Source organism: Natrinema sp. LJW11 (genome assembly GCF_056135975.1).
Genome location: NZ_JBWBDM010000009.1, coordinates 51,693 through 65,716, shown reverse-complemented (window position 1 = coordinate 65,716; position 14,024 = coordinate 51,693). Strand labels below are relative to the sequence as shown.

Annotated in this window: 18 protein-coding genes; 11 read left to right on the top strand and 7 right to left on the bottom strand. The window is 66.3% G+C overall.

Features of this window, described 5'->3' with window-relative positions:
- The first annotated feature begins 28 nt into the window (after positions 1-28).
- The 4 genes from AC0QDI_RS21080 to AC0QDI_RS21065 all read left to right on the top strand — a co-directional run bounded on the left by AC0QDI_RS21080 (position 29) and on the right by AC0QDI_RS21065 (position 3,226).
- Positions 29-865, top strand: a complete 837-nt coding sequence (locus AC0QDI_RS21080; protein WP_474671544.1) for a DUF63 family protein — start codon at positions 29-31, stop codon at positions 863-865.
- 130 nt (positions 866-995) lie between these two features.
- Positions 996-1,883 (top strand): ATP-dependent ribose-1-phosphate kinase, encoded by an 888-nt coding sequence (locus AC0QDI_RS21075; protein WP_474671542.1) that lies wholly within the window; start codon positions 996-998, stop codon positions 1,881-1,883.
- A 139-nt stretch (positions 1,884-2,022) separates the two neighbouring features.
- On the top strand, positions 2,023-2,325 hold the full coding sequence (locus AC0QDI_RS21070) for a HalOD1 output domain-containing protein (protein WP_474671541.1): 303 nt from the start codon (positions 2,023-2,025) through the stop codon (positions 2,323-2,325).
- 124 nt (positions 2,326-2,449) lie between these two features.
- A complete protein-coding gene (locus AC0QDI_RS21065) occupies positions 2,450-3,226 on the top strand; it encodes a nucleoside phosphorylase (protein ID WP_474671539.1) in 777 nt (258 codons plus the stop codon).
- A gap of 31 nt (positions 3,227-3,257) precedes the next feature.
- Here AC0QDI_RS21065 and AC0QDI_RS21060 read toward each other — a convergent pair whose 3' ends face one another.
- Complete coding sequence (locus tag AC0QDI_RS21060; RefSeq protein WP_474671537.1) at positions 3,258-4,082, bottom strand: HNH endonuclease; 825 nt, start codon at positions 4,080-4,082, stop codon at positions 3,258-3,260.
- Positions 4,083-4,196: 114 nt separating this feature from the next.
- Here AC0QDI_RS21060 and AC0QDI_RS21055 point away from each other — a divergent pair, with 114 nt between their 5' ends.
- The gene (locus tag AC0QDI_RS21055) at positions 4,197-4,910 is read left to right on the top strand and encodes an amphi-Trp domain-containing protein (protein ID WP_474671535.1); all 714 of its coding nucleotides are present in this window, start codon (positions 4,197-4,199) and stop codon (positions 4,908-4,910) included.
- Positions 4,911-5,002: 92 nt separating this feature from the next.
- Here the strand turns inward: AC0QDI_RS21055 and AC0QDI_RS21050 are convergent, their stop codons facing one another.
- A complete protein-coding gene (locus tag AC0QDI_RS21050) occupies positions 5,003-5,749 on the bottom strand; it encodes a DUF547 domain-containing protein (protein WP_474671533.1) in 747 nt (248 codons plus the stop codon).
- A 111-nt stretch (positions 5,750-5,860) separates the two neighbouring features.
- Between AC0QDI_RS21050 and AC0QDI_RS21045 the strand changes: the two genes are divergently transcribed.
- Entirely contained in the window at positions 5,861-6,886 is a 1,026-nt protein-coding gene (locus AC0QDI_RS21045) for an AI-2E family transporter (protein WP_474671735.1), read from the top strand.
- A 43-nt stretch (positions 6,887-6,929) separates the two neighbouring features.
- Here AC0QDI_RS21045 and AC0QDI_RS21040 read toward each other — a convergent pair whose 3' ends face one another.
- Positions 6,930-7,457, bottom strand: coding sequence for a winged helix-turn-helix transcriptional regulator (locus tag AC0QDI_RS21040; RefSeq protein WP_474671531.1), 528 nt, complete (start codon positions 7,455-7,457; stop codon positions 6,930-6,932).
- Between the two features lie 243 nt (positions 7,458-7,700).
- Between AC0QDI_RS21040 and AC0QDI_RS21035 the strand changes: the two genes are divergently transcribed.
- The 3 genes from AC0QDI_RS21035 to AC0QDI_RS21025 all read left to right on the top strand — a co-directional run bounded on the left by AC0QDI_RS21035 (position 7,701) and on the right by AC0QDI_RS21025 (position 9,871).
- Complete coding sequence (locus AC0QDI_RS21035) at positions 7,701-8,048, top strand: DUF7471 family protein (protein ID WP_474671529.1); 348 nt, start codon at positions 7,701-7,703, stop codon at positions 8,046-8,048.
- A 78-nt stretch (positions 8,049-8,126) separates the two neighbouring features.
- Positions 8,127-9,380, top strand: coding sequence for a tRNA (N(6)-L-threonylcarbamoyladenosine(37)-C(2))-methylthiotransferase (locus AC0QDI_RS21030; RefSeq protein WP_474671527.1), 1,254 nt, complete (start codon positions 8,127-8,129; stop codon positions 9,378-9,380).
- 125 nt (positions 9,381-9,505) lie between these two features.
- Positions 9,506-9,871 carry a helix-turn-helix domain-containing protein gene (locus AC0QDI_RS21025; RefSeq protein ID WP_474671525.1) on the top strand — a complete coding sequence of 122 codons (366 nt, stop codon included), beginning with the start codon at positions 9,506-9,508 and terminating at the stop codon, positions 9,869-9,871.
- 27 nt (positions 9,872-9,898) lie between these two features.
- On the opposite strand, the gene AC0QDI_RS21020 is transcribed toward AC0QDI_RS21025, so the two are convergent.
- Positions 9,899-10,378: a redoxin domain-containing protein gene (locus AC0QDI_RS21020; RefSeq protein WP_474671523.1), complete on the bottom strand. Its 480-nt coding sequence runs from the start codon at positions 10,376-10,378 to the stop codon at positions 9,899-9,901.
- Between the two features lie 113 nt (positions 10,379-10,491).
- On the opposite strand from AC0QDI_RS21020, the gene AC0QDI_RS21015 reads away from it, so the two are divergent.
- On the top strand, positions 10,492-10,728 hold the full coding sequence (locus AC0QDI_RS21015; RefSeq protein WP_474671521.1) for a glutathione S-transferase N-terminal domain-containing protein: 237 nt from the start codon (positions 10,492-10,494) through the stop codon (positions 10,726-10,728).
- A 213-nt stretch (positions 10,729-10,941) separates the two neighbouring features.
- Here AC0QDI_RS21015 and AC0QDI_RS21010 read toward each other — a convergent pair whose 3' ends face one another.
- The gene (locus AC0QDI_RS21010; protein ID WP_474671519.1) at positions 10,942-11,832 is read right to left on the bottom strand and encodes a mechanosensitive ion channel family protein; all 891 of its coding nucleotides are present in this window, start codon (positions 11,830-11,832) and stop codon (positions 10,942-10,944) included.
- 97 nt (positions 11,833-11,929) lie between these two features.
- Entirely contained in the window at positions 11,930-12,469 is a 540-nt protein-coding gene (locus AC0QDI_RS21005) for an HIT family protein (RefSeq protein ID WP_474671517.1), read from the bottom strand.
- A 255-nt stretch (positions 12,470-12,724) separates the two neighbouring features.
- Between AC0QDI_RS21005 and AC0QDI_RS21000 the strand changes: the two genes are divergently transcribed.
- The gene (locus AC0QDI_RS21000; protein ID WP_098724550.1) at positions 12,725-12,925 is read left to right on the top strand and encodes a DUF7835 family putative zinc beta-ribbon protein; all 201 of its coding nucleotides are present in this window, start codon (positions 12,725-12,727) and stop codon (positions 12,923-12,925) included.
- A gap of 155 nt (positions 12,926-13,080) precedes the next feature.
- On the opposite strand, the gene map is transcribed toward AC0QDI_RS21000, so the two are convergent.
- Complete coding sequence (gene map, locus AC0QDI_RS20995) at positions 13,081-13,980, bottom strand: type II methionyl aminopeptidase (protein WP_474671515.1); 900 nt, start codon at positions 13,978-13,980, stop codon at positions 13,081-13,083.
- Positions 13,981-14,024: the final 44 nt, after the last annotated feature.

Here is a 14,024-nt window from a genome sequence, read left to right as displayed (position 1 = left end):
TTAGTCACTGGTGTGAGCTATTCCCGCTATGGTATTACCCGAGGGGTTCGTCGTCCCGCCGTGGTACCTGCTGGTGCCGGTCATCGTCCTTCTCGGCAGCGTCCTCGCGCTGCTGTGGGCGCTCGAGCCGCCGGTGACCGATCGCACGGTGCTGGCGTTCGCGCCGTGGATGATGTTCGGCGCGAGTCTCCACGTCCTCTACAAGATGGACGCGTTCCAGATGGGCGCGTTCCCGGCGAGTATCGAGTCCCTGTTCAGCGCCCCGATGGTTTACGCGGTAACGGCGATCGTCGCGGGGATCGTCTGGATCATCGCGATCTTTCTCCACGTCGGCGGCCTCCAGCCGACGATCGCGCGGTTCGTCGGGATCGCCGGAACGGCGTTTTTCACCGTCTTCGCGATGTTCGCGATCTTTCGCAGCATCGAAGCGGGGGTCTTCGAACCGTTCTGGCCCGTCATCGCCGTCGTCGTCGCCGGTATCGTTACCGCCATCGCCTGGATCGCGTTGAGCCTCTGGTTTACCGACGTCGCGGCGACCACGGGCACGACGGGCGCGCTCGTCGTCTTCGGACACACGCTCGACGGCGTCACGACCGCGATCGGTTACGACGTCCTCGGGGCCGCCGAGAGCGTCCCGCTCTCGTTGGTGCTCCTCGAGGCGGGAGAGGCGCTGCCGACGGACGAGTACATCGGTGCGGGCTGGCTGTTCGTCCTCGTGAAAGTCGCACTTGCGATGGTTATTCTCGGGCTGTTCCGGGAGTACGTCGAAGAGGCACCGCGACAGGCCCGAACGCTCCTCGCGCTGGTCGCCGCGGTCGGTCTCGGCCCGGCCACTCACAACACGCTGCTGTTCATGGTGAGCTGAGCGCTCGAGGCGGAAATCACGACCCCCTCGGATCGATAGTTCGCGGCGGCTCACATCCCGCCATCCCGCAATCCCGCCATCGCGTTCGCCTAGGTTTTTGACAGCGGACACCGTCTTTCCGTATCATCGAATGGATCCGATACCGGTGCTCACGGCCGGCCACGTTAACTGGGACGTGACCCTGCGCGTCGACAGACTCCCCGAACCCGACGGCGAGGCCTCGATCCGCTCGCAACGCCAGTCCGGCGGCGGCAGCGCCGCCAACGTCGCCGCCGCGCTCGCGGGTCTCGGCATCGACACCGGGTTGATCGGGAGCGTGGGGGACGACGACAACGGCCTGCTCGCCCGCCGCGAACTCGAGGCCGCGGGCGTCTCGCTCGCGGGCGTCCGGGTGGTCGAGGGGGCCGAAACGGCCGTCAAATATCTCCTCGTCGACGACGCGGGCGAGGTCGCGATCCTCGGCAACGACGGCGTCAACGAAGCGGTCACGCCGGACGACATCGAGACGGAGCGGGTTCGAGCGGCCGATCACGTCCACCTCACGGGGCAACGGCCCGACACGGCCGCCGCGATCGCGCAGGTCGCGAGCGACGCCGGAGCCACCGTCAGTTTCGCTCCCGGCCGCCGGTTCGCCGACCGGGAGTACGGCGAGACGCTGGCGCTGGCCGACATCGTCTTCGTTACTGACCGGGAGGCCACGGCGCTGCTCGAGACCGAGTCGGCGGACGCGACGGTCGAAGACCGGATCATCGTCATCACCTGCGGGGACGACGGGGCGGAAGCGTACACGCCGAACGGGTCCGTCGTTCACCCGGGGTTCGACGTCGATCCCGTCGACACGGCCGGTGCCGGCGACGCCTTCGCCGCGGGGTTTCTCGCGACGTGGCTCGAGAGTGCTGACGTCGACCGCGCGCTCGCCTACGGGAACGCCTGCGGGGCGCTGACCGCGAGTCGCGACGGCGCGCGGAGCGCGCCGACGGCCGAGGAGATCGAGGACGTGCTGGCGCGACGCTCGTGAACCCGCTCTCCGCCCGTCAGTCCGATCGCCGAAAATCACCGCAGTCGATGGGTTCTCACCGGGTGTTGTCTGACGGTAGTTATATGGGCGGAGGCGTTGCCCCCTCGAGTAGACAGTCACGATACCGTGACTGAGAGACATGACGGAAGGAAGGGTTAACGAGTCTAACGGATGCAGCCTCGACCGGCGCATCCAGTACGAGCGAGACGCGAACGAATCGGCAAGTATTGCCGCTGCGACGGCACTGGCTCAGTATTACGGCGACGACGTCACTGCGACCAGTACGCAGCTGTACGACTACATCGATCCGGACGCGCTCGACAGCCTCTTCGCGGACACGAACCGCGGTGCTGCGCGTTCAAGAGGGACTGTCGAGTTCCAGATCGACGACGCGGTGGTCACGGTCGGACCCAACCGCGTCGACGTTCGTCGGACCGACTAAGCGACGATCGAGTACCGACGGACGGACGGGGAAACTGGGTGGCGTCGAGGATCGCCGTGACGGGTCGGCCGCTCCTCGGCCCTTCCTCGAACCTTTTTTCTCACCGCCGCCGGTATCCGACGGTATGACGACGCAGCCACACCTGCTGGTCGACGAGGGAGACCTGACGGACATCGCGCTCATCCCGGGCGATCCCGGACGGGTCGATCGCATCGCCGACCACTGCGACGAGTCGGAGACGATCGCCCAGAACCGCGAGTACAAGGTCGTCAACGCCACCTACGAGGGGCGCGAGCTCACGATCTGCTCGACGGGGATCGGTTGTCCCTCCGCCGCGATCGCCATCGAAGAACTGGCAAACGTCGGCGTCGAGACGTTCATCCGCGTCGGGACGACCGGCGCGCTCCAGTCGGGGATCGAGATCGGCGACATGATCGTCGCGACCGGCGCGGCGAAAAACGAGGGGACCTCGAAGCGCTACGAGGCCGTCGAGTACCCGGCGGTGCCGGACTACGACGCGCTCTCGGCGTTAGTTGATTCCGCGGAAGCCAACGAGGAGCGCGCGGCCGCCCAGGCCGCGGATGGGGCGAGCGGCGGAGCCGCGAGCCGAGTCCACGTCGGTCCCATCGCCTCCGACGACGCCTACTACGCCGAGACCGACGACGCCGTCGACGACTGGGAGGCCGCCGGCCTGCTCTCCGTCGAGATGGAGGCCGCCGCCGTCTTCTCGCTGACCCGCCGCAAGGGACTCGCCGCCGGCGCGATCTGTACCGTCGACGGCAACCTCGTCGAGGGAACGCAGAAAGGAACCGACACCGAGGACGACGAACTGCCGGACAAGGCCAAGAACAACGTCGGTCGCGCGATCGACATCGCGCTCGAGGCCGCGACGGAGCTCTAAACGCGACCGAACGCTACTCGAGCGCCGATCGTTACGCCGTCAGTCGCTCCGCCAGCGCCGTCGTCCGATCGGTGAGCGTTTCGGTCGTCTCGGAGGCCCCCTGTAGCGTCTCGTTGATCGTGGCGAAGAGTCGGTCGAACGCGAGCGTCCCGTCTCCGTCCCGCCAGTCGGCCGTCTCGCGGACGGTGAGTCCGCAGGTCGCACACGTCGCGCCCGCGCTCGCTCGATCCCCATCCGCTCGAACCCCATCGAAACAGCCCTGACACCGATCGAGGCCCGCCGCGACCGTCTCCCCCAGTGCGACGACCTCGCGGAGCGTCGATTGCAGCTCCGTCGCCGTCTCGGCGAACGCCTCGAGGGCCGCCCGAACCTCGGGGTCGACGGTCGATTCGAGGGCGGCGAGGCGCTCGAGGCGGGCGTCGACGAGCGCGAGCGCGAGCAGCACGTCGCGTCGCGCGCGGCGGTACTCCGAAACGGAGTCGTCGACGGCGGTCTCGGTCTCCCCGTCCAGCGCGGACTCGAGGGACGCGGGCAGCGACGTCGCCAGCGACGCGAAGGCGGCGACGTCCGAAATGGTCGCGCCCTGGAGGCCGGTGATATCGCGGACGAGTTCGAACAGTTCGTCGCGCTCGACGGCGTCCGTCGAGGGGTCGGACTCGAGCGTCCCGAAGCAGTCATCACAGACGGTAACGAGCGCGCTTTCGTGGACCGCTCCCTCGAGGGGCACGTCACCGACGGGGGAGGGTCGGAGCGTCGTCGGTTCGTCGTCGCCGCCGACCGCGTCGCAGTGGCGACACGCGTACGCGTCGCGCTCGAACACGGCATCCCGATCGGCGTGCCAGTCGCGTGCAGTCACGGGCGAGCGAAGACAGCGCGGCGACAAAAGCGCTCCGACGGGAGACGCGACCGACGGCCGGTTCGATGCGGTGGCAGCGCGAAACACTAACCCGCGGGCTCTCGTAGCACCGGTATGGCCGACGAACCGGACGACGCGGACCGATCGAACGAAACGGAACCGGACGAGGAAGCGGCGTTCGAACTCGAGCAAGCGTACGACCGCGCGGACCTCGCCGCCGTCTTCCGCGAGTTCGCGACCGCCTTCGAGTCGGGGCGATCGGTCCGACTGGACGGCGACGAACGGACCGTCGAGATCGCGGTCCCAGAGCGCGTCGTCGCCGAGTTCGAGACCGAACGCGAGTCCGACGCGGAGCCCCCGGTCGCCGAACTGGAACTCGAGATCGAGTGGGACGACCCCGAGGGCTCGAGCCTTCGGGTTACCGACCGCGACGCCCGCGATACCGCCGAGGATCGCGATCGATCCGGGGCTGCGGACGCGGATTCGGGAACGGCGGTGATACCCCTCGACGCAGTCGCCGGCCGGGACGGAGCCGGATCGGCCGACGGTGACGCCGAGGGAGCGACGGCGGAGACGGACGCGACGACCGAAGGGGCGAGAGTTACCGAGGGGACAGCGGATACCGATCAGACGGGGGGCTCCGAGCGGACCAGCCGTTTCGAGGTCTACGAGGACAGGGCGGGCCAGTGGCGCTGGCGGCTCGTCCACTGGAACGGCAACATCGTCGCCGACAGCGGCGAAGGCTACTCCTCCCGGTCCAACGCCGAGCGGGCGGCCCGAAGCGTCATGCGCAGCGCTCCGTCCGCGACGATCCAGCGGCGCGACTGAGGCGGTCCGTTGTTCCGATTTGCCGGACCAACCCCGGGACGGTTCGCGGTTGGGCCGGAACTGACGGACAGCAGTCCGTCTGAGACGAGGGACTACCGCCGGACGTGTTCGCTGTCGCCGTCCATGTCGACGTCGAGGTCCGCCGACCAGTCGATGCGCTCGTACTCGAGCGACGGGGTCGCGTCGGGCGGGACGGCGTTGTATTCGCGGAGGAACGCGACGATACCGCTCGTCCCCCCGAAGTCGCCGCGGTATCGCCGGAAGAGCCGCGGGACCGTCGCAGTAGCACCCTCGGAATCGTAGGTGACGTTTTCCTCGAGGAACCACTCGATGGCGATGTCCAGTTCCTCGTCGACGTCTCGCGGCGAGTAGATCGCGATCGGGGGGCAGTGGTCGTCGCCGTGGCTCAGCGCGAAGTGGATCCGTGGATCGCACTCCGCGAGGCGGAACTGGCGCTCGAACGCCGTGGGAAACGGTCGCGGGAGGTAGCCGAGGCCCCACGGCAGTTTCGAACTCCGGAGCAGCCCGTGTTCGATGTCGTTGAGACTCAGCCAGACCCCGCTGACGGGGACCTGATCGCGCGCGAAGAACTTCCACTGATCGAGCAATCCGCCCTCGAACAGGTCGTCGTCCGCCTCTTCTTCAAGCAGGAGCTGGGCGTACGCGTTGTAACAGTTGAGCCAGAAGGCCAGTTTTCCCTCGCGATTGGACAGCGCTCGGTCCAGCTGCGACCGCTCGAGCGTCGCGAGGCGCTCTCGAAACGGATCGGCGTCGCCCTCCGTTTTGACCGCATAGAGGAGATCGGCCGAGAGCGAGAGGGGATCGAGCTGAGTCGACATTCGTGCGGGAGTTCACCAACCAGGCCCTTGAAGCCGTGTGGCGGCTCTGTACGACAGTCCTGACTGGAGATACGTTCAAGCCGTGGTTTTATTTCGATGATCGACGAAATAATGGCTGTGAATCTCAGCAAGGGATTTCTCCTGGTCCTCGTCGGGCTCTTCGCCTACCTCTCGCTGTTGCTCGCGCTCCCGTTCCTCCAGTACATCCTCGGAGCCATTCTCGTCGCCTACATCCTCTATCCGGTTCAGGGACGCCTCGAGAAGCGGGTCTCGCCGCCGATCGCCGCCTTCGCGCTCGTCTTGCTGGCAGTCGCAGTCGTCGTCGTCCCGCTCATCGTCATCGTCGCGGTAGTCGCCAGCGACGCCCGGCGGCTCATCGAAAACACCGATACGGACTCGTTCCAGACGGCCGAGCTCGAGCGGCTCATCGAGGAGCAAACGGGCGTGAGCGTCGATATCACGTCCACGCTGGCCGACTCCGCGCAGGGCATCGGCGGGATGGCCCTCGAGCAGTCGACCGCGTGGTTCAGCGCGCTGACGCACACCCTCGTCGGGCTCGGACTCGCGATATTCCTGCTCTACTACCTGCTCAAAGACGGGGGCGACCTGCTCGCCTGGATCCGGGAGCTGACGCCGCTCCCGGACGAGGCCCAGGACGACTTCTACCGGGAGCTGGATGCGGTGATGTGGGCCGTCCTCGCGGGCCACGTCCTGATCGCGATCATTCAGGGGTCCATCGCCGGGCTTGGGCTGTTCGCGACCGGCGTGCCAAACGCCGTGTTCTGGACGGTCGTCATGATCATCCTCTCGTTGATCCCGCTGGTCGGGTCGTTCCTGGTTTGGGGGCCGGCCGTGCTCTTCCTCTTCCTGACCGGTGAGCCGCTGCTCGCCGTGGCGCTTTTCGCCTACAGTACGGTCGTCGTCGGCCTTTCCGACGACTACCTCCGTCCGATCCTCGTCGACCGCTACGCCGATCTCAACCCCGCCGTCATCATCCTCGGCGTCCTCGGCGGCGTCTACGCCTTCGGTATCATGGGGCTGTTCTACGGCCCCGTCGTCCTCGGCGCGCTGATGGCGACGCTGGACGTGATGAAAGACCACTACAACTCGCTCGAGGGCGCTCACGGAATGCAGTGACTGTCGAAACAGCACCGCACTGGAGTCGCTGCCGAAACGGCGGCTACTGCGTCCCGTCGGCGCCTGCGAGTAACTCGTCGACGAGCCGCGTGAAGCGATCGACGAACCTGTCCGGTACCGTCGGCGTCACCGTCGTCAACAGCCGACCGGTCGCGTCGGGATCTGCGAGCGTGAGGACGACGCGGTTTCGCTCGTCGTATCGCTTGTCGACGATCTCGTGATCGACCAGCCGATCGAGGTGGTACTCGAGCGTGCTGCGGGCGACGCCGAGCGCATCGGCGACGTCGGCGGGCGCGGCGGGTTCGCGTTCGATCAGGTGAGTGACGATCTCGCGGGTAGTTTCCCGGCGGAACAGCGCGAGCGCGGTCCGTTCCCACGCGTCGTACGCCGGCGGGTAGTAGTGAGTCCGGCCGTACCACTCCTCGCGGACGAGGCGGTCGTCCTCGAGCAGTCGACGGACGTGGTACTGGACCTGTCCCGGCGCGAACGCCGACTCCCTGACGAGTTCGTTGAAGTGAACGCCGGCGTTGGCGCGGACGTGGGCGTGAATCTCCTGGCGTGTCTCTGTCATCTGTGGCTGTGACTCCCCGTCCTGGCGGGTCGTATCGTCGCCTAGCGCGACGGTCTATATAACGAGTCTCCCGCGTTCCCAGTCCCCGAGAACGGATCCCTCGCGGCCGCGAAAGCGCGACGACGGTCGAAACGGGTCCGGGGATAGCCGAGAACGGGCCCGACGATTCGAGCGAGTCGCAGCGACTGGATCGGGTACCGAAGCGAATAGGTGGGTGTCCGCCCCATTACGGGTATCGATCGCATGGTGCTCGCAATGTCGTTCGCCGACGAGTGGCTCGATCCGCAGCTCGCGCCCGTCCTCGTCGCGGTCATCGTCCTCGCGGTGATCGGTACCACGGCGCTGTTCGTCGTCGGAGTCGTCGCCTACTCACGACGGCGGACGGCTCGGTATTGCCTGATCACCGTCGTTCTGGGCGTGCTGGTCGTTCGATCGGTGACGGGGCTGGGAACCGTTCTCGGACTCGTCCCCATGACGGTCCACCACCTCGTCGAACACGGCTTCGACTTCCTGATAGCCGTGCTGGTCCTCTACGCGGTCTATCGAAGCGGCCCGACGACCGAAACCGACTCTCGAGCGCCCGACGAGTGACGCCGGTTCGCCGTCGCCGCGAGCGGCCGGGATCCGTCGGGCTTTTGGCGTCCCGCACCCGACGGTGTGACGAGACGGATGGCCCGGTATCACATCGAAACGTACGGGTGTACGTCGAACCGCGGGGAGAGTCGCGAGATCGAGCGACGGCTCCGCGACGCGGGCCATTACCAGGTCGACGGGCCGGACGAGGCCGACGTCGCCATCCTCAACACCTGCACCGTCGTCGAGAAGACCGAGCGCAACATGCTCCGGCGGGCCGAGGAGTTGGCCGACGAGACGGCCGACCTCTTCATCACGGGCTGTATGGCGCTCGCGCAGGGCGAGGAGTTCGCGCGGGCGAACGTCGACGGGCAGGTCCTCCACTGGGACGAGGTCCCCGAGGCCGTCACCAACGGCGAGTGTCCGACGACGACCCCCGACGCGGAGCCCATCCTCGACGGCGTCGTCGGAATCCTCCCCATCGCGCGGGGGTGTATGTCCGACTGCTCGTACTGCATCACCAAGCAGGCCACCGGCAAGATCGACTCGCCGCCGATCGAAGAAAACGTCGAAAAGGCCCGCGCGCTGATCCACGCCGGCGCGAAGGAGATCAGAATTACGGGCCAAGACACCGGCGTCTACGGCTGGGACGAGGGCGAGCGCAAGCTCCACCGCCTGCTCGAGGAAATCTGCGAGATCGAGGGCGATTTCCGCGTCCGCGTGGGGATGGCCAACCCGAAGGGCGTCCACGGCATCCGCGAGGAACTCGCCGAGGTCTTCGCCGAAAACGAGGAGCTGTACGACTTCCTGCACGCCCCCGTCCAGTCGGGAAGCGACGACGTGCTAGGGGACATGCGACGTCAGCACCAGGTCGAGGAGTACCTCGCGGTCGTCGAGACCTTCGACGAGGCCCTCGACTACTGGACGCTGTCGACGGACTTCATCGTCGGCTACCCCACCGAAACCGACCACGACCACGCCCAATCGATGGCGCTGCTTCGCGAGACGCGTCCGGAGAAGATCAACGTCACCCGCTTCTCGAAGCGCCCCGGCACCGACGCCGCCGAGCTGAAGGGACTGGGCGGCACGGTCAAAAAGGAGCGCTCGAAGGAGATGAGCGCGGTCAAGCGCGATGTCGTCGCCGACGCCTACGCCGACATGGTCGGCGAGACGCGCGAAGACGTTCTCGTCGTCGAGCAGGGAACCGCCGACTCCGTCAAGTGTCGCGACGCGGCCTACCGCCAGATCATCGTCCAGCACGCGAGCGACCACGGCCTCGAGCCCGGCGATTTCGTCGACCTCGAGATAACGGCCCACGAGACGATGTACGCGTTCGGAACGCCGGTATAGCGCGACCGGGACGCCAACGGTGTCGAGAAGCGCTCTCCCGTTCGAGGCCCTTGAAAGGCGCGACGGGAACCAGTTCTCGGGAATCTGCACGCGACGCTACCCCCGTTCGGAGTGAATCGTGCGGTATGAGCAACACAGTCGAGGAGCCGACGCTGTGTCCGCGCGCCGACCGAGACGGAGAACTCGGATGCGATCCGACCCGGATCATCCAGTTACTCTCCGAGGACGACGCTCGAGCGATCTACCTGGCCGTCGAGGAGCCGACGACGGTGTCCGAGATCGCCGACGCGCTCGACCTCCCCCAGTCCACGGCCTACCGGAAGGTCGAGAACCTCCGCGAGGCGGGACTGATCCGGCAGCTCAACGAGCGATCGAAGGGCGGGCTGCCCGCCCATTACGTCCGGGCGATCGACCGCGTGTCGGTAACGTACGACGAGCCGCTACGGATCGAGTGCGCCCAGCGCGGAAAGACGCTCTACTGCGAACCCTGACCGCTGCGATGTGGGGCAGTCGGACCCTCAGAGATCCGTGATCGCGGTCTCGATCTCCTCGCGGGGGAGCGGCGAGATCCAGTCGTCCGCGACGAAGGCGTACCGCACCTCGCGGTCGGGACCGAGGACGAACGCGGAGCGCCACGGGGTCGAGACGTTCGCCATGTGATCGCGCTCGGCGAGCAGGTCGAGCGACTCGCCGACCTCGCCGTTCACGTCGGCGAAAAAGCGGAACGCTGGCTCGTCCAGCCAGCGGAGGAACTCGTTTTGCGCGTAGGGGCCGTCGCGGCTCACGCCGAGGACCGACACGTCGTCGAATTCGCCCCAGCCGGCGCGAACGAACTGTTTCCACCAGTTCTGTGCGATGGCGCTGAAGGCGAAGCCGGTCGAGACTAGAACGCCGCCTCGAGCGCCGAGCGCGTCGGCAAGCGTCGTCGAGCGAAACGTTTCGCCGTCGCACAGGAGCGCCTCGAAGTCCGGAACGGTCTCGCCCTCGGTCGGTGGCATACCCGAATACTCTCGCGCGGGGAGAAAAAGCCCCGCTCCGAGATCGATCCGGGCGGAACTGAGTTGGCGCAGTTCGGCGTACCCTTTTCAGTGATCGCGCACAATCTATACCCATGCTCACGCTCTACCAGCTGGAAGGGTGCCCGTACTGCGAACTGGTCGCCGACCGCCTCGAGGAACTCGAGATCGACTACGACAGCATCTGGGTCGAGGGACTGCACTCGAAGCGCGACGAGGTCAAGCGCGTCTCGGGCCAGCGGCAGGTCCCCGTCGTCGTCGACGAGGAGTACGGCGTGACGATGGCCGAATCGGAGCGAATTCTGGATTACCTCGAGACGACCCACGCCTGAGACGGACTCCTCGCAGTCAGCTCCGGCGCACCCGGCAACAGCCGTGTGGATGCGCCCAAACACGGCGGCGACAGACCGCCCGAGTCCGGTTCCGAGCCCGCACCGTCCGTCACTCCGAGTCCGTGCGGATCGAGCCCGGGGTCCTCGACCGCGGACGCACATATCGCCGAGCGAGGCGACGTCGCAGCCGTTCGACCGCGTCCCCTCGAAATCTCACTTCCCGCTCCCGTCGCCGATGTCGTCGGTCCCCGCTCGAGTTCCAACTCCCTGACCGACGCCGATCGACTCCTCGAGCGCCCGCGGCGTCGCCGCTCCGAGATCGATCCCCTCCCGCTCGAGGCGCGCGACGATTTCGCGGGCGTACTCCGAGCGGATGCGGCCGTACGTGGTGCGGTTCGGGTCTGCGATCCAGAACCGCGCGACGACCTGCACCGCGTCATCGAGGGTCGCGATCCGGGCGGTCGGTTCGGGGGTCGCGAGGATCTCCGGGTGGTCGACAGCGACGTCGGTCAAAACGCGGGAGACGGTGTCGAGATCGGCGGCGTAGCTGACCGCGACCGGGAACTGCAATCGGATTCGATCGTTCAGGACGGCGTTGGTGACCGCGCTCGCGGTCAGCTCCGAGTTCGGGACCGTGACGGTCTCGTTGTCGAACGTGCGGACGCGCGTCGATCGGAAACTGATGTCCTCGATGATCCCCTCCTGATCGTCCCAGCGGATCCAGTCGCCGATGTTGAACGACGGATCGGTCACGATGAACGCGCCGCTAACGAAGTTGCCCACCACGTTCTGGGCGGCGAACCCGAGCGCGACCGTCAGCGCGGCGACCAGGATCGCCGCCCGGTCGAGAACGAAACTGAGGCCGGCGATCGAGAGTCCGATCACGACGGCGGCCGCGATCACGCCGATTCCGGTCATGCGCTCGAGACCCTGCTGAAGCGTCCGTTCCGTGCCTCGATACCGCAGCGCGGCACTCACGAGCGGCTGAACGGCGAACCGACCGATCGCGTACACCAGCGCGACCGTCACCAGAAAGGTCGCGACGTTATCGAGCACGGAGAGATACGCGGCGATCAGTTCCTCGAGTCGAGTCAGTTCGGACACGCGTCCGGCGTTCGACGGGGACCCGCACAAGGATTGGGCCGGCAGTCGCGCCGGCGGTCGGGATCGGGCGACGGGACGATACGGCGGGCCGCAACCGCTACTCGAAGACGACGGCGCTGTCCGCGTCGGCGACGGTCGCCCCGTCCTGGGCGGCGAACGCGTCGTGGACGTGCTCGTAGGTGGCCTCGAGCGCCTCGACGATCACCGTGGTATCGCTCAGGACCGGCATGAAGTTGGTGTCGCCTTGCCACCGCGGCACGACGTGAGTGTGCAGGTGATCGTCGATCGAGCCGCCGGCTCCGTCGCCGAGGTTCAAGCCGGCGTTGAACCCGTCCGGCTCGAGTGCGGCCTCGAGCGCGTCGAACGTTCGCTGTTTCAGGCGAGCGTGATCGAGCAATACGTCGTCGTCGAGCGCGGTGTAGTCGCCGGTGTGGACGTGCGGGATAACCATCAGGTGTCCCGGATTGTACGGATAGTTGTTCAGCATCACGAACGCGTGCTCGCTTCGGGCGACGAGCAGGTTCTCTCGATCGGGGGTCCGCTCGGGCAGTTCACAGAACACGCAGTCCTCGATATCGGGGTTTTTGTCGTCGCGTCTGATCCACTCGATCCGCCACGGTGCGAACACCTGTTCCATATTCGATGGCACTCGAGGCGAGCCTAAAGCGTTTCAGTCCGCGCGCTCGCGTCGATTACCGTCGGGAGAGACCCCCGTTGCTGTATGGTACAATATCGCATAATATCGCTATAACGAGATTAGGAGCGGTTCTAAACGATATCGGGGCTTCAGAGCCGTTCTTTCTGGAACGTTAATGCCGTCTTGCGGTTTGTACGACTCAGATTTCAAAATGAAGGATGGGTTTAAGAGGAGGCTACGACAAAGATTCTGATAATGGCAACGACTAACGACTCCTTTAACGGGATGACCGAGCACTGCGACGCCTGCGAGCTAGAAACCCTCCACGAAGTGTCCGTCCAGATCAGGACCGAGAGCCTCAAGAAAGAGAACGCCCAGTTCTCCCGCGAGCCGTACCGCGTTCGCGAGTGCCAGCGGTGTGGGAACCGCTCGAGTCAACGGATGAACAACGCCTGAGACGGCGTCTTGTACCCAAAGACAACCGTCGTCTCGCCGAACGGACGGTCCGTCTTCGGTACTCGGCCTCCTGCGTTCTCTCTTCGTTCGACGCGGCGGTTTCGCTCGATTTTCAAATTACCGATCTGGATTTCCGATAGACTGCCAGAACGGAGTTACTCCGCGGTCGTCACTTCGCAGCCGTCTTCGGTGACGATGATCGTGTGTTCTTTCTGACTGACGAGGAACCCGTCGTCTTCCTTGAGAACGGGATAGCCGTGGACGATGTCGTTGCGCTTGAGTCGGCGCAGCGCCATCTCCGCGCGATCCGTCTCGAGCCACCGGGTCGCAAAGGGGAGCGTCCGGAACTCCTCGGTGATCTGTTCGAGCGCATCGCGCGCCTGCCGGTTGCGGACGGTCCCCTCGCGCTCGAGCGAGAAGATTTCCTCGCTCCCGCCCTCGCGGACCTTGCCGCCGCCGTCTGTCGCGAACGGCTCGATCGCGACGACGTCGCCGACCTCGAGCGTCGTCCCCTGCGAGACGGCGCGGTTGGGGATGTTCGGGCTGGTGTGTTGCTCCCAGTGACCGAGTCCGTGACCGGTCAGGTTGACCACGGGGTTGTAGCCGTAGCCGTCGATTACGTCTTCGATTTCCGCCCCGATATCGCCGGTTTCGACGCCGGGCTCGACGATGTCGAGGGCGGCCTCGAGGGCCTGCTCGGAGGCCTCGGCCAGTTCGGGATTGCCCGAGAGGTCGACGGTGATCGCGGTGTCGGCCAACCAGCCGTCGATATGCACGCCGATATCGAGGTTAATCATCTCCTCGCCGAAGGTCGTCTCGTCGCCGATCGACGGCGTCGCGTGAGCCGCCTCCTCGTCGACGGAGATGTTGACGGGGAAGGCGGGTTTCCCGCCGAGTTCACGAATTCGATCTTCGGCCCACTCGGCGACCGCGAGGTGGGTCGCGCCGACCTCGACGCGGTCGGCAGCCTCCTCGCGCACCTGCGCGAGTATCTCGCCAGCCTCGCGGTGTTTCTCGTACTGCTCTGACTCGAGGTCCACCTCGGATTCGGCCATGCACCGGGGTTGTACCGGTCGACAAAAAGAGGTTCCGTCTCTCC